Below are 19,938 nucleotides of genomic sequence, written 5' to 3' on the forward strand. Positions count from 1 at the left end.
AGCCGCAACCCGAGGGTTGCGGCTTTTTTATGGGCGATGATTCAGCGCGGTTGCAGCGGCAAGAAGTCACGCTCGGCAAGGGATTTGCCGATAACGCCGTGATGAATCGCGATCGCCATCTTCGGATCCTGGGTCTTGGCCAGCGCCGATTCGTAGGTTTCATAGCGCTGCGCTTTGGTTTTCAGATGCGCCACTGTGTAATCGGCCTTGGCATTGTCCAGCGCTGCGTAATGGAAGTGGGCGTACCACCAGGGTTGATTATCGGTTTTCAGCAAGGCGTACTCCTGCATGAAGTCCCGACGTCCGGTTTTCAGTTGCACCCGGGTGCCGACGGCACGCACATACAATTCGTTGTGACGCAGCAAGTACTCGACGCCGTCGCCGGTTGGCGCCTGGTCCAGCGTCATGCGGGTGCGCAGTTCGATGGCCTTGTTGTCCAGGACACGAGCCTTGTCCCGCAGTTCGCCGATAAACGCGGTATCGCGCTCGTTGGCGGGCGGCGCCTCCTCGTGGTTTTCGAGGTCATCGGCATAGCGCTTGAGCTTTTTCGCTTCCCGTTGCAGTTGTTCTTCAATTTCCCTGGGTGAACTGGCGCGCTTGGCGTAGCCCTCGATCTTCTGCACCTGTTCTTCAACCTTCGCCGCCGCCTTGCGGGCGTCACCCTTGAGTTGCGGATAAGGACGCGATATCACCGAAGGTGCCGGCTCCCGGGCTTCAACAATCTCGACCCACACATTGGGCTCATGTTCATGGAAAGAGGCCAATGGCTTGTCATCCAGAGGCCCATTGATATCGACGATGTCACCGCCCTGATCGGCAATCCGCGGACGAATTTCGCCAATCAACGTACCTTTGGTTGTTTTGATGACCTTTTTCCGGCGTGTCGTGGCCGAAGGGGATTTCGGCGGTTTTTTGCTGATACCTGTCGAAGGGCCGGCCGACGAAGAGGTTTGCGCCTGTTCCTCTGTGCTTCGCTGAAGCTCTTGAGCCAGGCGCTGCTCAGCATCGATGCGCAGTTGGTCGATGATTATTCGCAGGCGGTTGAAGGCGTGCATCTCCAGCTCATCGGCGCGGAAAATCCCGATGCTGCCCAATGCATCCTGTGCCTTGTTGTAATGATCGACCAGGCTATCGAGCACATCGATACGATCGCCGGGCTCATAGACGTGGGCGGTTTGCAGCTCGGCATGGGATCGCGACAAGATCAGTAAAGGGTCGACCGCCTCTTCCAGGGCAAGCGTGGTGTCGTTGTTCAAGCCCTTGACGCTGAGGATTCGCAAGATGATCAAGTGATACACCTTGACCCTCAGGGCGGTCATTTCATTTTCCGCTCGGCCGATGGTCAAGCGTTGCCAGGCTTTGGCCCCCAGTAACGGAATCTGTTTCAGCTCTTCCAGCCGCCTGTCTACCTCTTCGAAGGACTCGATCATGGTTTCATTGATGTCGCTGATTCGGCGCATGAAATCGAAGTAACGACCCACCACCACATCGCCCTCGCTCTTCAGGGCTTCATAGACTTGCTCGGTGCCGCTGCTGTATTCGCTGTAACCCACGTTGGCGGCTTCACGATCAAAGTCAGCGATTACGATCCGTTTGCGAACATTGTTGATGATGTTTTCCAGCACATTGCTCAGCAACTGATAGTCGACAGGTTGACCGGTCAACTGGCTCTTCTCCTGGAGTCCGGCAACCAGCGTGACATAACCGTTGGTTTGCTTGTCCAGTTCCAGAACGAAGCGTTTGCGGAATGTCGTTCGCTCCTGTTCGGTACTGGCGGTGTCTTGCAGTTTGAGCAGCATCAAGTCATCCGCGATGTTGACGCGCTGTTGCACCCGAACTTGTTGCTGTACGTGTTCTTCATATTGCAGGTTCAACTCTTCGATGCGCTGTTGTCTTTTTTCGCGTTCGGCGGCGATTCTGCCTTTGCGACCGCCACCGACCAGCTTCAGCCCTTGGTCCAGCGACCAGTGACCGTTGCCATCGGTCTTGAGCTTGATCCCGGGGTGGTCAGGATGGTCGGGGTGCACCACGAAGACCTCGCCAAAGCCGGGCACGATACGCACGCGAAACAACAAGCCGCCAACAGTGGCGTGCCATGGGCCGCCGAGGTTGAACAGGCCTTTGAACGGACCGCTCGCGATTGGCTTCGGCAGCGGCGATGGCCATGGAACGCGTACCGCCTGCAGCTTCTCGAACAATCGGGCCGAGGATGAATCGCGGGCTGTCGACAGGTTGAAGTCGAGCAAAGTGTGGCCGCTGCCCGGTGGTTCGGAGGGTAAACCGGGCGCAGCCTGAGTCACGACGGGGTCGGTAATCATGTTGGATACGGACCGGCGCAGCGGGGCGGCGGCAATGTGGGGGGCTTGAGAGTCGCTGGAAAGCGGCGTCTCCCGGCCCTGCGCCACATGCAACAGGACTAATCCAAGATTGAGCAGCACATCAACCCAGGCCTGCTCCCGAGCGGTGGCGTCCTCACTGTCCAGGGCCGGAAGATCCTGGATCAGGCTGTGGGTGAGTTGCAGCATCCAGCCCACCAGCATGGCCGGACCGCGCAGCAGCGGCAGGACCAGGTTGTTGAACAGCAGCCAGCCACCTTCGAGGATGATCGCCCAGCGACTTTCGGTGTTGGACACCGATTGCCGATCCGCCAGTTCGACCAGCGCGCGGGCATTGCTGTCGAACAACCGGTTCATCAATTGGCCTTTTTCCAGGGCGGCCAACCAGTCTTCAGCGGCTTCGTTACCCAGCAGAATCGCGGGTTCTGGTGTTTCAGGGCGCGCGAATTCATCGCCCGGATGAAAGTGAACGATGTGCGGCTCGTTGAAACCGTTGTGTTGGTAAAGCGGCCGGGCACGATCCGACAGCCAGGTCAGCACACTGGTCTGCACTGGCCCCTCTTGGGCGATAGCACTCATCAGGGCTTGTCGGCTGGGGTATTGCAGCAGGGCCGGCGAATACAGGGGCCGGTAGAGAATGCGCGGACCATCGACTGTCAGGTCGCGGGGTTCGATGATGAACAGGTTGCTGGCCACATCGCAATCAGCCCCGGTTTTGCGTTGGAAGGCCAGCGGGCGCAGGACAATCTGCTGCTCATCGACATAGCGCTCGGCCTCGGTGCGCTGCATCAAGGCTTCGACATAGCGGTAGCCCTGGCGGGTGAAGCCATGCTCAGCCTTGATCGACTGTTCGAGTGCCTGCATCGGCAAGTGGACGGCCAGTTCCAGGCCAAACAGCCGCGCCCGTTCGCGGGCCTCGGGAGTGTCGGCCAGCAACTGCGTGCGAATCAGTTCGGGATAACGTTGGCCGACGTTGACCCGGCTGACCAGGTCCAGCAGATAAGCCTCGGTGGTCCAGGCCTGGATCAGTTGTCCTCCCGTGTGGCGGATAGTCATCCGGCCTTTGGGCTTGCTTGCCAGGTTTTTGATCGCCAACTCGGTCAGGGTCATTTTGACCGGTTCGATGTAACCGCTGCCCAGATCGCCGACGGGCACATGAAAGGTCAGCTCCAGTTCGTCGGCGTTGTAGCCGGGGGCCTGGGGCTGGTCTGCCAGCATCTGCGTGTGCAGCGCTTTTCTGGCGAAGGTGTGCAGGTCGTCGATGCCAGTCTGGAAGGTGCGGCCAGCGGTTTGTTGCTTGAGGCTGGCGAGCGCCAGAACCTGCTTGCGGTAGGCCATGCGATCAACAGCGCCGGCCGTTTGCAACCACTCGGGAAGGCTGGCCTCGATGTGCTGGAAAAGCATCGGGTTGGGTGCCGCTTGGGCCCCCATGAACCGCGCCGCCACATCGGTGATCGCCGCGTAGCGTTTTTCAAGAACCTTCAAAGGTTGGCCGGCTGGCAGCTTGAGCGCGGCCAGGTCTTCCAGTTGCTGGTTCAGTAGCAGGGCAGCCTGAGTATCGAAGAGATTGCCGTCGGGCTCGTAGCGTTTCCAGGTGATGGCATCGGCGACGAATGCCTGTTCAAACCGTGCGCCCCAGACCCGGCCAAACGCTTCCAGAGAAGGGAATGATTCAATGTCGCCGGCCACGCTGCACAGCAGCAGGGTTTCCCCGCAGGACACCAGCAGATCGGGGCTTTGCAACGTGACCGAGCGCTGATCTTTGCGCAGGGTGGTTTCAACAACGAAGGCGTGGATCACGCCGTTTGCCCCAGGTGCCTCAAGGCGCTGTTGTTGATCGGGATAGCGGGTCAGTTCTGTGAGGATATCGGCGTGCAGCGTATGGGTGGATGACCGACGTACCGCCGACGCTTTCAGCACGCCATTGAGCAAATCCCCCAGCCATTGCCAGCGACTGACCCCGGCGTCGACAGGCTCATCCCAGTAATCACGCAGCGCTTCCTGAAAACCGACGAACACCAGCGATGGCATCTCAAGAATGATCTCGGCGATGACCTGCATGTCCGGTTCGTGTCTGCCAGTGCTCAGGTGCACAGGCGCGGTATTGGTCAGGAAGCACGCACGGCCAAACTGTTCGTTGAGCACCGGCGAAACGCCGTTGGCCAGATAGGCCAGGACCACATCCAGCAGCAACGTCAGACGCCAGCCGCCCTCCGGCTGCGGTTGGGCGAGAAGGGTGCGGGTCGGGTCGAAATCCAGCAGCGGGTATTTTTCCAGCAGCTCGTCCTTGAGCAGGCTGGCTGTTGCCGAGCGCAGGGTGTGGCGGGTATTGAATCGGGCACTGATGGTGCGGGCAATGATCTCGGTATACGCCCCCGCAGCGGGCGACGAAGGTACAGGCATGTTGCAATCCTTTGCATGGTTGATGCCTTGAACATAAAGCCTTGGCACGTGATGGGTGCGGTATCCGGTTACCGCACCTTGATCGGTTTAATGGGGTAAGGCGCGCCGCCAACGGACACAAAAAAGCCGCGACCTGTCGGTAGCGGCTTACATGTTTGCAGACTTACCTGTTACTGATTACGAATGATCTGTACCCAGTACCACATTCAGCGCACTGCGCGCGTCATCGAGTTGCACCAGCGTCGCATGCCGCGCGCCCAGCGCATCGCGATTCTCGATGGCGGTCAGAATCGCCTTATGGCGTGGCAGTGCCAGTTCATGCAGGTTCGGCCGCTGGTTGGAATGCTTCAACGCCTCGGCAATCGCCACCGACAGCATGTTGCACAGGTTGGCCAGCAGGTCGTTGTGGGTGGCGTCGGCGATGCGGCTGTGGAAGTCCAGGTCCGGTTGCAGCAGCGCTTCCGGGGTCGGCGCGGCTTCCATCCGTTGGTAGGCTTCGCCGATGGAGGCGATGTCGGCGTCGGTGGCGTACTGCGCGGCGAGGGCGGCAGCGGCCGGTTCGATGATGCTGCGCACGCTGGTCAACAGGCCGAAAAATTCATTCTGCGGGCTGCTTTGCATTAACCAGTGCAGCACGTCCGGGTCGAGCATGTGCCATTCCTTGCGCGCCTTGACCACCGTGCCGACCCGCGGCCGCGAATACACCAGGCCCTTGGCGACCAGTACCCGCGTGGCTTCGCGCAATACCGGGCGGCTGACCGCGTACTCCTCGCACAACAGCGCTTCGGCGGGCAGTTTGTCGTCGGGCTTGAAGCGTCCGGAGACGATCTGCATGCCCAGTTCCTGGACGATGCGCGAATGCATGCTTTTGCGGTCGGAAGGTTTGCGGTAATCCATGGGGAACGGCGCGATCCTGGGCGGGTGGGGGTGGTGCGCATGATAGCAGGCGCGCAGTGATCGTTCCCACGCTCTGCGTGGGAATGCCTCAAGGGACGCTCTGCGTTCCAAGGGGACGCGGAGCGTCCCGGGCTGCATTCCCACGCGGAGCGTGGGAACGATCAGGGGGAGGGGAATTAGTGGGAATGGCGCGGAACTTCGGAGCCACGGCAACCGACCAGGAAGTCGAAATCACAGCCCTGGTCTGCTTGCAGCACATGATCAATGTAGAGCTGACGATAGCCGCCGACGATCAAATTCTCCGGCGGCCGCAGATCCGCCATCCGCGCCGCCAGTTCGGCATCCGGGATGTCCAGGTGCAACCGCCCGCTGGCGCAATCCAGCTCAATAAAGTCACCTTCCTGCACCACCGCCAACGGTCCGCCAGCCGCCGCTTCCGGCGCCACGTGCAAAACCACCGTGCCGTAAGCCGTGCCGCTCATGCGCGCATCGGAAATCCGCACCATGTCGGTCACGCCTTGCGCCAGCAGCTTGGCCGGCAAGCCCATGTTGCCGACTTCGGCCATGCCCGGATAACCCTTCGGCCCGCAGTTTTTCATCACCAGAATCGAGTTGGCATCCACGTCAAGTTCCGGGTCGTTGATCCGTGCCTTGTACATGTCGAAGTTCTCGAACACCACGGCCCGCCCGCGATGCTGCATCAACTCGGCAGTGGCGGCGGAAGGCTTGAGCACCGCGCCCAGTGGCGCCAGGTTGCCGCGCAGTACGCAGATGCCGCCGTCGGCGCGGATCGGGTTGTCGAGCGTGCGGATCACTTCGTCCTGGCCGTAGATTGGCGCGTCCTTGGTGTTCTCGCCGAGGGTCTTGCCGTTGACGGTCAAGGCGTTCGGGTGCGGAATCAGGTTGGCTTCGCCAAGGCGACGCAACACGGCGGGCAACCCCCCGGCGTAGTAGAACTCTTCCATCAGGAAACGCCCGGACGGCTGCAGATCGACGATGGTCGGCATGCCGCGACCGATGCGGGTCCAATCGTCGAGCTCCAGGTCAACGCCGATGCGCCCGGCGATGGCTTTCAAGTGGATCACCGCGTTGGTCGAGCCACCGATGGCCGCGTTCACCCGAATCGCGTTTTCAAAGGCTTCTTTCGTGAGGATTTTCGACAGCCGCAGATCTTCGCGCACCATTTCCACCGCACGCATGCCGGACATGTGCGCCAACACATAACGCCGCGCATCCACTGCCGGAATGGCCGCGTTGTGGGGCAGGGAAGTGCCCAGTGCTTCTGCCATGCAAGCCATGGTCGAGGCGGTGCCCATGGTGTTGCAAGTGCCGGCCGAGCGGGACATGCCGCCCTCGGCCGCGAGGAAATCGTCGAGGGTGATGGTGCCGGCTTTCACCTGTTCGCTGAGCTGCCAAACCACCGTGCCCGAGCCAATGTCCTGGCCCTTGTGCTTGCCGTTGAGCATTGGCCCGCCGGTGACGACGATGGCTGGCACGTCGCAACTGGCCGCGCCCATCAACAGTGCCGGGGTGGTTTTGTCGCAACCGGTCAACAGGACGACGCCATCAATCGGGTTGCCACGAATCGCTTCTTCAACGTCCATGCTCGTCAGATTGCGGGTGAACATGGCGGTGGGGCGCAGGTTCGATTCGCCGTTGGAGAACACCGGGAACTCGACCGGCCAGCCACCTGCCTCGATCACCCCGCGTTTGACGTGCTCGGCAATCTGCCGGAAGTGCGCGTTGCACGGGGTCAGTTCCGACCAGGTGTTGCAGATACCGATGATCGGCTTGCCGTGGAATTGATGGTCGGCGATGCCCTGATTCTTCATCCAGCTGCGGTACATGAAGCCGTTTTTATCGGCGGTGCCAAACCATTGGGCGGAGCGCAGGGTGGGTTTCTTATCAGACATGATCGATTCTCTTATTGTATGACTATATTGTTGCATCTGAGGAATAACATAAGCGCAAATTCGGCGCTTTGGAAGCGTTGTCGCTTAATTAGTAATACTATATAGTCGTTTTCGACGGAGGGATTGGCCCTGGCGGTTTTCCGCGAGAGGCGTCCCCCGAGGTTCTATAACAACAACAATCGGAGACCGATCCCCATGAGCCAGGAACTGCGGCTTATTCGTCGCATCACGCTGAAACTGATTCCCTTCCTGATCCTGCTGTACCTGATCGCCTATGTGGATCGCTCCGCCGTCGGCTTCGCCAAGCTGCACATGGGCGCCGACATCGGCATCGGCGATGCGGCCTACGGCCTCGGCGCCGGGCTGTTCTTCATTGGCTACTTCCTGCTGGAAATCCCCAGCAACCTGATGCTCGAACGCTTCGGCGCGCGGCGCTGGTTCGCACGGATCATGATCACCTGGGGCGCGATCACCATTGGCATGGCGTTCGTGCAAGGCCCGCACAGCTTCTATGTAATGCGCTTTCTGCTCGGTGCCGCCGAAGCCGGGTTCTTCCCGGGCGTTCTGTACTACATCACCCAATGGTTTCCGGTGCGCCATCGCGGCAAGATTCTCGGGCTGTTCATCCTCTCCCAACCCATCGCGATGATGATCACCGGTCCGGTGTCCGGCGGTTTGCTCGGCATGGACGGCACCCTCGGCCTGCACGGTTGGCAATGGCTGTTCATCGTGATTGGCACCCCGGCGATCCTGCTGACCTGGCCGGTCCTGCGTTGGTTGCCGGATGGTCCGCAACAAGTGAAATGGATGGACCAGGCCGAGAAGGACTGGCTGACCGGCGAGCTGAAAAAAGACCTCGCCGAATATGGCCAGACCCGCCATGGCAACCCGTTGCATGCGCTGAAAGACAAACGGGTGCTGCTGCTGGCGCTGTTTTATCTGCCGGTGACGTTGAGCATTTACGGCCTGGGCCTGTGGTTGCCGACGCTGATCAAACAGTTCGGCGGCACGGACCTGGTGACCGGTTTCGTGTCCTCGGTGCCCTACATCTTCGGCATCATCGGCTTGCTGATCGTGCCGCGCAGTTCCGACCGCTTGAATGATCGTTACGGCCATTTGGCGGTGCTCTATGTGCTGGGCGCCATTGGCCTGTTTCTCAGTGCCTGGCTGACCTTGCCGGTGGCGCAACTGGCGGCGTTGTGCCTGGTGGCATTCGCGCTGTTTTCCTGCACGGCGGTGTTCTGGACCTTGCCGGGGCGGTTCTTCGCGGGTGCCAGTGCGGCGGCGGGGATTGCCCTGATCAACTCGGTGGGCAACCTCGGCGGCTACATCGGGCCGTTCGTGATTGGTGCGCTGAAGGAATACACCGGCAATTTGGCCTCGGGGCTGTACTTCTTGTCCGGGGTGATGGTGTTCGGGTTGCTGCTGACGGGGGTGGTTTATCGCTTGCTGGAGCGCAAACACGTGTTGCCTGCCGATCAGTTTGCCGCCAGCGCCCGTGGCGCAACGCGCACCTGACCCCCAACGGTGAAATGTCGATTCACAGGAGAAAATCATGCGTTTAGTTCAGTTCGAATTGCTCAATGGCGAGCGCCGCGTCGGCGTGGTCGAGAACGGTCTGGTTCGTGAAATCCAGGAAGCGCGTACGGTGCGTGACCTGGCGCTGGCGGCAATCGAGGCGGGGATCGGCTTGCAACAGCAAGTCGAGGCCCTCGGCCTGGGCATTAGCCACGACTACGCGGAACTGCTGACTCACCTGCGCATCCTGCCACCCCTGGATCACCCGGACCCGGCGCACATGCTGGTCAGCGGCACCGGCCTGACTCACCTGGGCAGCGCCTCGGCCCGGGACAAAATGCACCAGCAGGTTGGCGACGAAGCGGCGATGACCGACACCATGCGCATCTTCAAGTGGGGCGTGGAGGGTGGTAAACCCGCCGTCGGTCAGGCCGGCGTGCAGCCGGAATGGTTCTATAAGGGCGACGGCAGCATTGTCGTGCGACCGGGCCAGCCGTTCCCGCTGCCACCGTTTGCCGAAGACGCCGGGGAAGAGCCAGAGCTCAGCGGCCTCTACGTTATTGGCCACGACGGCAAGCCCTATCGCCTCGGTTATGCGGTGGGCAACGAGTTCTCCGACCACGTGATGGAACGCAAGAATTACCTGTACCTCGCGCACTCGAAATTGCGCAGTTGCAGTTATGGCCCGGAACTTCGCGTCGGTGAGCTACCCCAACACTTGGCAGGCACCAGTCGCATCCTGCGTGACGGCGAAGTGTTGTGGCAGAACGAGTTCCTCAGCGGCGAGGCCAATATGTGCCACAGCCTGGCGAACCTCGAATACCACCATTTCAAGTACAGCCAGTTCCTGCGCCCGGGGGACGTGCACATTCACTTCTTCGGCACCGCGACCCTGTCCTTCGCCGATGGCATCCGCACCCAACCGGGTGACGTGTTTGAAATCAGCCAGGCCGAATTCGGCGCGCCATTGATCAATGGCATTGCACCCGCCGAATCGGCGTTCGAACCCGGCACTGTCGGCACCCTTTAAGGAGATTTTCATGACCCAGATTCTTGGTCACAACTACATCGGCGGCCAGCGCAGCGCGGCCGGCGCGGTCAAACTGCAAAGCGTTGACGCCAGCACGGGCGAGAACTTGCCCGGCGATTTCTACCAGGCGACACCGGAAGAAGTCGACGCTGCGGCCAAGGCTGCTGCGTCCGCTTACCCGGCTTATCGCAGCCTCAGCGCCGAACGGCGCGCGCAATTTCTGGACACGATTGCCGATGAACTGGACGCGCTAGGTGATGACTTCGTTGCCGTGGTCTGCCGCGAAACCGCGTTGCCGGCCGGGCGCATTCAGGGCGAGCGCGGACGCACCAGCGGCCAGATGCGTTTGTTCGCCAAGGTCCTGCGTCGCGGCGATTTCTATGGCGCACGCATTGATCTGGCCTTACCCGACCGCCAACCGTTGCCACGTCCCGATCTGCGTCAATACCGCATCGGCCTGGGGCCGGTGGCCGTATTCGGCGCCAGCAACTTTCCGTTGGCATTCTCCACGGCGGGCGGCGATACCGCATCGGCATTGGCCGCCGGATGCCCGGTGGTGTTCAAGGCTCACAGCGGCCACATGGCGACGGCTGAGTTCGTCGCTGATGCAATCCTGCGCGCCGCAGAAAAAACCGACATGCCCGCCGGTGTGTTCAACATGATCTTTGGCGGCGGGGTCGGCGAAGCGCTGGTCAAGCACCCGGCGATCCAGGCCGTGGGCTTTACCGGCTCGCTTAAGGGCGGTCGCGCGCTGTGCGACATGGCCGCTGCACGGCCGCAGCCGATTCCGGTGTTCGCCGAGATGTCGAGCATCAACCCGGTGATCGTCCTGCCTCAGGCATTGGCGGTTCGTTCTGAAACGGTTGCCCGTGACCTGACGGCGTCGGTGGTGCAGGGCTGTGGTCAGTTCTGTACTAATCCGGGGTTGGTGATCGGTATTCGTTCGCCGCAATTCGGTGCGTTTGTGCAGCAGGTTGCCGCGTTGATCGCTGATCAGCCGGCGCAAACCATGCTCAATGCCGGGACGTTGGGCAGCTATGGCAAAGGTCTGCAAAAGCTGCTCGCCCATCCTGGGATCGAGCACTTGGCGGGCAGTGCGCAGCAAGGGAACCAGGCGCAGCCGCAACTGTTCAAGGCCGATGTCAGCCTGTTGATCGATGGCGATGAAGTGTTGCAGGAAGAAGTCTTCGGCCCGACCACGGTGTTCGTCGAAGTGGCGGATCAGGCACAGCTCAGCGCCGCTTTGCATGGCCTGCACGGGCAACTGACGGCGACGATCATTGGCGAAGCGGCGGACTTCGAGCAGTTCGGCGAGCTGACGGCGTTGTTGGAGCAGAAGGTTGGGCGAATCCTGCTCAATGGCTATCCGACTGGCGTGGAAGTCTGCGATTCGATGGTTCACGGCGGGCCGTATCCAGCAACGTCCGATGCGCGCGGCACCTCGGTGGGTACGCTGGCCATCGACCGCTTCCTGCGCCCGGTGTGCTTCCAGAACTATCCCGACAGCTTGCTGCCGGAAGCGTTGAAGAACGGCAACCCGCTGCGCATCCAGCGCCTGGTAGACGGCAAGCCATCCCGCGACGCCCTCTAACTCCCCTGCACCCGATCGTTCCCACGCTCCGCGTGGGAATGCAGCCCGGGACGCTCCGCGTCCCCTCCAGAGCCGAACGCGGAGCGTCCGATGAGGCATTCCCACGCAGAGCGTGGGAACGATCACACGATCAGAGGGAGAGGGCGGTGTGATGAGCTATCATTGCGTCTTTCCATTTGAATGATTGATTGCCATGACTGCCGTAACCGACACCTTGCTCAACGCCCTCGAAAACTGCGACATGCTGGAAATCGACGGTTTGCACGCCTTCGATTTCTCCCTCGATGAAGACGATAACCTGCACATCGAATGCATGGATGGCCGTGCGGCCAAGCGCTGGGCGTTCAGCATGGCCCAGATTGAGGCGGCGACTTTCGATCCAACCCTGCAAAGCTGGCTGATCACCGGGGATTCCGGCGAGCACCGGCTGGTGTGCATGGCCGCCATTGGCGGGCATGACGACGAGGAAGAAGAGCATGAAGATGCGTAATTTCTGGCCACTGTTGATGGCGGGCAGCGTCGGCGCCATGGGCGTGCAGGCCGCTACCGTCGATGATTATCAGTTGCTGGTCGGCTCCTACACGGCGGGCCAGAGCCAGGGCATTTATCGCCTGAACTTCGACAGCGCCACCGGGCAGATTGCCGCCAAGCCGCTGCAAGTGGTGAAGAGTGAAAACCCATCCTGGCTGACGATTTCCAAGGATCAGCAGCACCTGTTCGTGGTCAACGAAAACGGCCCAGGCCAGGCCGACCCGGTCGGCAAGGTCAGCAGTTACGCGATCAACCCCAAGACCTTTGAGCTGAAGCTGATCAATCAGGTGCAGAGCCTGGGCAACGAGCCGACGCATTCGAGCCTCAGCGGCGATGCCAGTCACTTGTTCGTCAGCAACTACTCGGTGGTCGAAGATCCGGGCGGCACCCTCGCGGTGTTGCCGGTGGGCGCTGACGGCAAGCTCAAGCCAGTGGTGCAACTGAGCAGCCACCCGTCGAGCCGGGTCAATCCGGAGCGGCAGGCGTCGGCGCATGTGCATTCGACGATCTCCTCGCCGGACGGTAAGTACGTGTTCTCCAATGACCTGGGGGCGGACAAGATTTTTGTCTACCGCTTCAATCCCAAGGCCAATCCCGAACTGCCATTGACGCCTGCGACCCCGGCGTCGGTGTCGTTGCCGCCGGGCAGCGGGCCGCGTCATTTGCTGTTCAGTGCCGATGGCAAACATGCGTGGCTGAGCATGGAAATGACTGCTCAGGTCGCGGTGTTCGATTACCAGGATGGCACGCTCAAGCAAACCCAGATGGTGGATCTGGCGGCGGGGCAACCGACGTCCGACAAGGCCGGCGCGGCGTTGCACGCCTCAAAGGATGGCAAGTTCCTCTACGTCAGCAACCGTGGCACCGCCAATCAGTTGCTGGTGTTCTCTATCGACCCGGCCACCGCCCAGCTCAAGGAAATGCAACGCCGTTCCGTCGAGGGTGATCACCCGCGCGAGTTCAGCCTCGATCCGAGTGGCAAGTTCCTGTTGATCGCCAACCAGAAAAGCAACGAGATTGTCGTCGTCGAGCGCGACGCCAAGACCGGTCTTTTGGGCAAAACCGTGCAGAAATTGCCGATGGATGCCCCGAGCGATCTAAAGTTCTTGCTGCGTCAATAGGTGCGGCAATAGGCCGCAGGCCCCGGTTGATGGGGCCTGCAACCTAGTATTAATGAGACTGATATCGGCTAATGCTACAAAGCATTTCAAGGCGCGGACCCTCGCAGAGTAAGTTTGCTTCACGGCCTAACCAGGCAAGCAAGCCAACTGACTCCGAGGAACACCGCCATGAACTTCAATATCTTCTCCATCATCGCCGCATCCGCTATCTCTGCCACCGTTGCCCTGCCAGCCAGCGCCAACGTTGAAATCAACAGCAAAAAATCCCACACCCAGAGCTACACCCAGAAATACCTGCAGCAAAGCGCCAACTTCTACGCAGCCCTGGATCACAAGACCCAAGCCTGAAATCCGCAAAGTCCGTCGCTTCCTGTAAGAGCTGCCGAAGACTGCGACCTTTTGACTTTAAAAAGCAAAAGATCACAGCCTTCGGCAGCTTTTTTGTGCGCGTGTATTTCCCCGCGTCATAGGTTTTATTCAGCACCGATATAGACGGGTTTAATGATCAACCAGGCTGATGGTCACTATGGAAAACCCTGAGTGGTTGCCTCGGTTTTTTTGATCGATCCTGTGGGCACTGAAACATGCCCACGGAGAACACCATGGCCAGCGCAATCCTCACTTATGCCAAACACGGCGCCTACCTGGCCATCGGTCTCTACGTGGTCATGGTCCTGGTGGTCAGTCTTTCGTCCCAATCGCAGCACGACCGGCAGGCGCCGATCGAAGTCGCCTATCCCGGTATCCAGTTCGAGCATCGCTCGCAAAACGCGGTGATTAATCATGTGGAAGTGGCGGGAGTTGTCGGGTCATGAAAGGACGCAGACTCTGGGTCATTGCCTTCCTGGCGTTCATGACCAATGGCGCTTCATTGTTGGGAGTCGGGCAAGGCTCGGCGGGGTCGGTGGCACGGGCCATCGAATGCAATCACAACATTGCGCACAATATTCAGACAGCCAAGGCGCTGGGGCTGTTGGTGGGTAATCCGCCGCTGAAGGCCCGGGCCGGATTCCTCGGGCCGTTTCAGGTGGATTGCTCGGCGTTGGGGATGTGTTCCGTCCTGGCCTGACGCTAACCCTGTAGGAGCGAAGCTTGCTCGCTCCTACAGGTTCCGGGTTATTTCTTCATGATGGATGTGAACAGGTCCGAATCGAGGAAGCGCTGCAGCCATGCCTGCAACCGAACATACGGCGTCTGCGCAAACCATTCCCGATCAACATGCGCGAATTGCCGTACAAACGGCATCAGTGCCACGTCCGCCCAACTAATGTGCCCGGCGAGCAAGTAATCACGCCCCTTCAACAACTCATCCAGCCTGCGCAAAAACACCTCACCTTCAGCCCGATAATGTTCCATCGGCTGTTCGGGATAGCGCTCGGCATATTTGTAGCGATTCAAATGCACCTTGAACACCTGATCGTTTTCTTCGATCAGTTCAGCAATAAGCGGCTGCCCGGCAGGATCTTCCTTGAGCAACCAATCCTGCGGATCGTTCTGCGCCAACGCCCAGCGCATGATGTCCAGGCTTTCATCAATCACCCGACCCTCAACCTCCAGCACCGGCACCGTGCCCTTGCTCGATAGCGCGAGCATTTCGGCAGGTTTGGCCTTGAGGCTGACTTCGACAATCTGCACCTCAACCCCTGAATAACGCAGGGCCATGCGGGCACGCATGGCGTAGGGGCAGCGGCGGAAGGAATACAGCGTGGTCATTTCACCTCCAGCGTGCTCAGGCCATTGCCCTGGCGACGGACCTGGATCTGCACCGGGATCCGTTCATGCATTTCCTGCACGTGGGAAATCACCGCGACCTTGCGCCCCTGCGCCTGCAAGCCGTCGAGGGCGTCCATGGCCAGTTGCAGGGATTCCGGATCGAGGCTGCCGAAGCCTTCATCGATAAACAACGATTCGATCTTCAATGTGCTCGACGCCATCGACGCCAAACCGAGGGCCAAAGCCAACGACACCAGGAACGTCTCGCCGCCGGACAACGAATGCACCGAACGCAGTTCGTCGCCCATCTCGGTGTCCATCACCAGCAAACCGAGCATGCTGCCGCCGCGCTTCAGACGATAGCGCCGCACCAATTGGCGCAATTGCACGTTCGCGTGATGCACCAGCAGGTCGAGGTTGTAGGCCTGGGCGATCTTGCGGAACGTATCGCCAGTGGCAGAACCGATCAAGGCATTCAAGCGCGCCCAGCGTTGGTATTCGGTATAGGCATCGGCAATCTGCTGGGCCAGGGCTTGATTGGCGTTCTGCCGACGCTGATCTTCAGCCTGCTCGGCGCGCAGTTCGGCGCAGCGGTGTTCGCTGGCGGCAAACAGGTTTTGCAGTTCTGTCAGCGCGCTAGCCAGTTGTTCGGCGTCGAGGTTGCCGTTGTGTTGGGCTTGATGAGCGAGCAGGCGCTTGTCCCGCTCCTGGACCAACACCTTGGCCTGTTCAATGGCTTTTTCGCTGTGCTGCAATTGCTGGCGCAGTTCGCTGACCTGGTGGTCGTCGACGCTCAGCAGTGCTTCCAGGCCACCGTCATCCAGTTCCGGATGTTGCGCGCGCCAATCGGCGATCCTGCCGCTCAACTCGCGATCTTCAGTGTCCAGCGCTTGGGAACGCTCCTGCTGCGCCTTGAGTTCGGCGGCCAACTGCACCAGCCGCGTGCGCACGGTTTGCAGTTCCTGATTGGCGGCGGCTTCGGCGTGGCGCGCCTGTTCGACAGCTTGATCGAGTTGCTGCTGCCATTGCTCGGCGCTGCTGTGTTGGCCAAGCAATTGCGCGAGTTTTTGCTGACAGGCTTGTTGCTGCTCGGCCAACACCGTGAACTGCTGTTGCGCGGCTTCCAATTGCTGGGCGCGCGTCAGTTGTCGATCCTGTTCTTTCTCAAGCTTCTGCTGACGTTGTTGCTGTTCGCCGAGTTCGTCGCGCTGCTGCTCGAGTTGCTCCAGACGCTGGGCGATCTGTTGGTCGAGCTGCATGAAGGTCGCGGCCGGCTCGTTGCGCAAGGCTTTCAACGTATCCGCCGGGAGCAGGCTGCTGAACGCCGACAACTCTTCGTCCAGACGCTGGCGATCATTGCTCAACGCCTGTTGCTGATTGCTCAGGTGCTGGGTCGCTTGATGGCTCGCGGTTTCGGCGCTGCGCAGCTGTTGCGCCAGTCGCGCGGCATCCTGTTGCAGGGTGAGCAGGGCGCTCTGGCGTTGTTCGTCCTGGGTGATGCTCTGGTTCAACTGGCTGTTTTGCTGGGTCAGCCAGGCGTCGCGTTTGGCGGCGTCCTGGTTCAGCAACTGTGCGGACAGTGGATGGGCTTCGAGGCTTGGTGCCAGGCTTTGTTGTTGATTGGCGAGCTGTTCCTGTTGTTGCAACAGTTCTTTTTGCTGCGCGATCAAACCACCCACTTCGGCCCGCAGGTCGGTGAGTTTTTCCTTTAGCAGGTCAACGGCTTTCTGCGCGTTGGTCAGTTCGCTTTCATCATGCCGGCCGAGGCTTTGCAGCAGCGCTTCAGGCTGATGGTAAGGATGATCCGGGCTGCCACAAACCGGGCAGGGTTGATCGTCCTGCAACTGCGCGCGCAGTTCCTCGACACTTTCGCTGCGGGCCAGGCGTTGGCGTTCCAGCAGCTCACGGGTGACGGTCAGGGTCTGTTCGGCGACGGTCAGTTCGGCCTTGGTTTTCACTCCGTCCTGAGTCAGGCGTTCGCGTTCCTGCTGGGCTGCGAGTTGGCGCTGTTGCAGCTCGGCACCGCGCTTGTCCAGATCCTGCTGACTGGCCCACAGGCGGGTCAATTCTTCGAACGCGCGCAGTTGCTTGCGGTTGTCCTGCAGCAGCGTGCTCAGCAGTTGGATCTGCTCGGCCACGGCTTCGGGCTCGGCGCCGGCCTCTTTATAGAGCACTTCCAGATTCTGCTTTTGCGCGGCCAGTTCTTCGGCGGCGCGGGTGGCGCTCTGTTCCAAAGCGGCCAGTTCGTCATGGCCCTTGTTCAGGCGATTGCCGATCAGCATCAGCTGTTGCAGGCGATCACGGTAGGCGTTCCAGGCCTCGCTGAGCGGCGCCAGATGGATGCTTTGCTCAAGCTCCCCGGCGATGCGCTGTAAACGTTGGGCGACCTGTGTTTGTTGTTCGGTCAAATCCTGAATCGTGCTTTGACCCTGAGTACAGGCCAGTTCCGCCTGTTGCTTGAGATCAGCGCTCAGGCTCGCCTCACGCACCAAACGGGCGAGGGTGCTTTGCTCTTCAAACGCCTGGCGCAACAGCGGCGCACCAGCGCTGTGCTGGTTTTGCGCCTCGGTCAACGCGGTGTGGGCGCTGGTCAGGCTTTGTTCCAGTTGCGTCTGGCGCTCGGTCAATTCCAGTTGCTGTTGCGTGTGTTGCTGAATCTGCGCCGCCAGCGGTGTGAGCTGTGCAGTGAGTTCAGTCTTGCGCGCAAACTGATGCCGCTGCGGCGCCAGTTGTTCCAGGCGCGTCAGCTTCAGCCGTTCACCGGCCAGGCTTTCCCAATGTTGCTGGGCGGATTGCAGTTGCTCGGTGGCGCTCTGCTGCTCGTCCTGCAATTGGCGCAGTTGTTTGAGCCTGGTGTGTTGCTCTTCGAGCTGCTTGAGTTGCGCTTGCTGAGTCTTGAGTAGCTGCTGGGCCTCGTTGAAGCGCTCATCCAGTTCGGCGCGCGCTTCGGGGGACAACGGCGTGACACCGGTGGCCTGATCCTGCAGCAACTTGTGGGCCTCGCGGGCCTCTCGGGTCTTGTCGTACGCCCGACGACCCAGACGCGTATAGAGCGCGGTGTCGGTGAGTTTTTCCAGCAGTTCGCTGCGGTCGTTGTCGTCGGCCTTGAGGAACGCGCTGAACTCGCTCTGGGCTAGCAGCACGGCGCGGGTGAACTGTTCGAAGTTCAGGCCCAGCGCGGCTTCGAGCTGGGTCTTGTACTCGCCTTTCTGACTGGCCAGCAATTGATCCTGATCGATATCGCGCAGGCTCTGGCGACTGGCTTGCAGCTTGCCACCAGCCTTTTCCCGGGCGCGATTGGCTTCCCAGCGCGCGCGGTAGCGCCGGCCGTCGATGCCGACGAAATCCACTTCGGCATAACCTTCGCCAGTGCCGCGACGCAGCAGAGTGCGCGGGTCCCCGGTGCCGATTTCGCCGTCGGCGTCCGGGACCTTGGCGTCGCGTCCGGTGTTGTTCAGGCGCGGTACGGCGCCGAACAGGGCCAGGCACAACGCATCGAGCAGGGTGCTTTTACCGGCGCCGGTCGGTCCGGTGATGGCGAACAGCCCCGCGCTGGCCAGGGGCTCGGCGGTGAAGTCGATTTCAAATGGCCCGGCCAGGGAGGCGAGGTTTTTCAGGCGGATCGCGAGGATCTTCATGGCTGTTCGCTCTCCATCTGCACGTCTTGCAACAGCTCGGCAAAGTCCTTGAGGGTTTGCTCATCGACCTCGCTGCCGTAGTTGTCCTGCCAGGCACGGCTGAACAGTTCCTGGGGTGAGAGTTGATCCAGCTCGATCAAAGTGGCGCCGTCGTCTGCACCGTCGTGACTGCCATTGCCGGCGTATTCGGCGGCGATCCGCACCAGTCGCACCGCTTTGCCTTGCAGGGCGGTTTCCACTTGGTAACGCAGATCCGGTTGCGGCTCATCGAGGCGCACCCGGACTTCCAGCCATGGTTGGCGCTGGAGATCGGCCAGCAGATCGATGTTCGGCAAGTCCGCCAGTTGCAGCAGAATCTCCGCCAGCGGTGCAGGGCCGATGCGTTGCAGATCGACGGCGCGGGGAATCAGTTTCGGTTCGACGCTGACCAGGGTTTCGCCGTCGAGTATCACGTCGAGAATCTGATGCTTATAGTTGATCTCCGAAAACGACAGCGGAATCGGCGAGCCGCTGTAGCGAATGCGTTCCTCCCCGTTGACCTTCTGCGGCTTGTGCAAGTGCCCAAGGGCCACATAGCTGATGCTCGGCCCGAACAGGCTGGCGGGCAGGGCTTCGGCGTTGCCGATGATCAGGCTGCGCTCGGAGTCTTCCGACACCGACCCGCCGGCCATGTGCGCGTGACTGATGGCGATCAACGCCTGGCCCGGCGTGCGCTTGGCATTCGCCGCTTCGATCAGCCATTCGTGGACCTGACCGATGCCGCGCAAGTAGTTGTCGCCCAGATGTGCACCCGTGACTTCGGCAGGACGCAGGAACGGCAGCGCCAGGCACCAACCGGCAATCTCGCCTTTGGCGTCGGGCAGCGGCAACAGCAGGCGTTCGGCGTCGAGTTGCCCGTCATCCAGCCACAGCACCCGGCCCAACGCGTGAGTGCGCAGGCGCCGCATCAAAGGCGCGGGCAATTCAATCCGTGAGCCGGAGTCATGGTTGCCGGCGATCATCACGATGGTCAGCAACGGCTGCTGCTCGTGGGCGCTGACGATGAAATCGTAGAGGCGTTCCTGGGCTTTGACCGGCGGGTTGACCGTGTCAAAGATATCGCCAGCGATCAGCAGCACGTCGGGCTGGTCCAGCTTCAGCTGGCGCAACAGCCACTCAAGAAAACAACCGTGCTCGAAATCGCGGTCCTGGCCGTGCAGGTTCTGCCCAAGGTGCCAGTCGGAGGTGTGGAACAGACGCAAGGCGTA

Annotated in this window: 14 protein-coding genes; 8 read left to right on the forward strand and 6 right to left on the reverse strand. The window is 60.8% G+C overall.

Going from position 1 to position 19,938, the window contains the following annotated elements:
* Positions 1-41: 41 nt before the first annotated feature.
* The 3 genes from HKK52_RS02050 to HKK52_RS02060 form a co-directional block, all read right to left on the reverse strand.
* The gene (locus HKK52_RS02050; protein WP_169369106.1) at positions 42-4,739 is read right to left on the reverse strand and encodes a dermonecrotic toxin domain-containing protein; all 4,698 of its coding nucleotides are present in this window, start codon (positions 4,737-4,739) and stop codon (positions 42-44) included.
* A 177-nt stretch (positions 4,740-4,916) separates the two neighbouring features.
* Positions 4,917-5,636 carry a FadR/GntR family transcriptional regulator gene (locus tag HKK52_RS02055; protein WP_169369107.1) on the reverse strand — a complete coding sequence of 240 codons (720 nt, stop codon included), beginning with the start codon at positions 5,634-5,636 and terminating at the stop codon, positions 4,917-4,919.
* Positions 5,637-5,812: 176 nt separating this feature from the next.
* Positions 5,813-7,549 carry an IlvD/Edd family dehydratase gene (locus tag HKK52_RS02060; protein ID WP_169369108.1) on the reverse strand — a complete coding sequence of 579 codons (1,737 nt, stop codon included), beginning with the start codon at positions 7,547-7,549 and terminating at the stop codon, positions 5,813-5,815.
* Between the two features lie 195 nt (positions 7,550-7,744).
* On the opposite strand from HKK52_RS02060, the gene HKK52_RS02065 reads away from it, so the two are divergent.
* The 8 genes from HKK52_RS02065 to HKK52_RS02100 all read left to right on the forward strand — a co-directional run bounded on the left by HKK52_RS02065 (position 7,745) and on the right by HKK52_RS02100 (position 14,409).
* Positions 7,745-9,067, forward strand: coding sequence for an MFS transporter (locus HKK52_RS02065; RefSeq protein ID WP_169369109.1), 1,323 nt, complete (start codon positions 7,745-7,747; stop codon positions 9,065-9,067).
* A gap of 37 nt (positions 9,068-9,104) precedes the next feature.
* A complete protein-coding gene (araD1, locus tag HKK52_RS02070) occupies positions 9,105-10,097 on the forward strand; it encodes an AraD1 family protein (RefSeq protein ID WP_169369110.1) in 993 nt (330 codons plus the stop codon).
* Between the two features lie 10 nt (positions 10,098-10,107).
* Entirely contained in the window at positions 10,108-11,688 is a 1,581-nt protein-coding gene (locus HKK52_RS02075) for an aldehyde dehydrogenase (NADP(+)) (RefSeq protein ID WP_169369111.1), read from the forward strand.
* Between the two features lie 193 nt (positions 11,689-11,881).
* Positions 11,882-12,178, forward strand: coding sequence for a DUF5629 family protein (locus HKK52_RS02080; RefSeq protein ID WP_169369112.1), 297 nt, complete (start codon positions 11,882-11,884; stop codon positions 12,176-12,178).
* A complete protein-coding gene (locus tag HKK52_RS02085) occupies positions 12,165-13,340 on the forward strand; it encodes a lactonase family protein (protein ID WP_169369113.1) in 1,176 nt (391 codons plus the stop codon). The genes HKK52_RS02080 and HKK52_RS02085 overlap by 14 nt, the downstream gene beginning before the upstream one ends.
* Positions 13,341-13,508: 168 nt before the next feature.
* Entirely contained in the window at positions 13,509-13,688 is a 180-nt protein-coding gene (locus HKK52_RS02090) for a hypothetical protein (RefSeq protein WP_054047590.1), read from the forward strand.
* A 254-nt stretch (positions 13,689-13,942) separates the two neighbouring features.
* Positions 13,943-14,155 carry a hypothetical protein gene (locus HKK52_RS02095; RefSeq protein ID WP_169369114.1) on the forward strand — a complete coding sequence of 71 codons (213 nt, stop codon included), beginning with the start codon at positions 13,943-13,945 and terminating at the stop codon, positions 14,153-14,155.
* Complete coding sequence (locus HKK52_RS02100) at positions 14,152-14,409, forward strand: hypothetical protein (RefSeq protein ID WP_169369115.1); 258 nt, start codon at positions 14,152-14,154, stop codon at positions 14,407-14,409. Before HKK52_RS02095 ends, HKK52_RS02100 begins: the two co-directional genes overlap by 4 nt.
* Before the next feature lie 47 nt (positions 14,410-14,456).
* Here the strand turns inward: HKK52_RS02100 and HKK52_RS02105 are convergent, their stop codons facing one another.
* From HKK52_RS02105 to HKK52_RS02115, 3 genes are read right to left on the reverse strand one after another with little or no spacing between them, the layout of a single operon-like run.
* Complete coding sequence (locus tag HKK52_RS02105) at positions 14,457-15,053, reverse strand: glutathione S-transferase (RefSeq protein WP_169369116.1); 597 nt, start codon at positions 15,051-15,053, stop codon at positions 14,457-14,459.
* The gene (locus HKK52_RS02110; RefSeq protein WP_169369117.1) at positions 15,050-18,691 is read right to left on the reverse strand and encodes an AAA family ATPase; all 3,642 of its coding nucleotides are present in this window, start codon (positions 18,689-18,691) and stop codon (positions 15,050-15,052) included. The genes HKK52_RS02105 and HKK52_RS02110 overlap by 4 nt, the downstream gene beginning before the upstream one ends.
* A complete protein-coding gene (locus tag HKK52_RS02115; RefSeq protein WP_169369118.1) occupies positions 18,688-19,932 on the reverse strand; it encodes an exonuclease SbcCD subunit D C-terminal domain-containing protein in 1,245 nt (414 codons plus the stop codon). Before HKK52_RS02115 ends, HKK52_RS02110 begins: the two co-directional genes overlap by 4 nt.
* Positions 19,933-19,938: the final 6 nt, after the last annotated feature.

The sequence above is a fragment of the Pseudomonas sp. ADAK2 genome (genome assembly GCF_012935755.1).
Taxonomy (GTDB): Bacteria; Pseudomonadota; Gammaproteobacteria; order Pseudomonadales; family Pseudomonadaceae; genus Aquipseudomonas.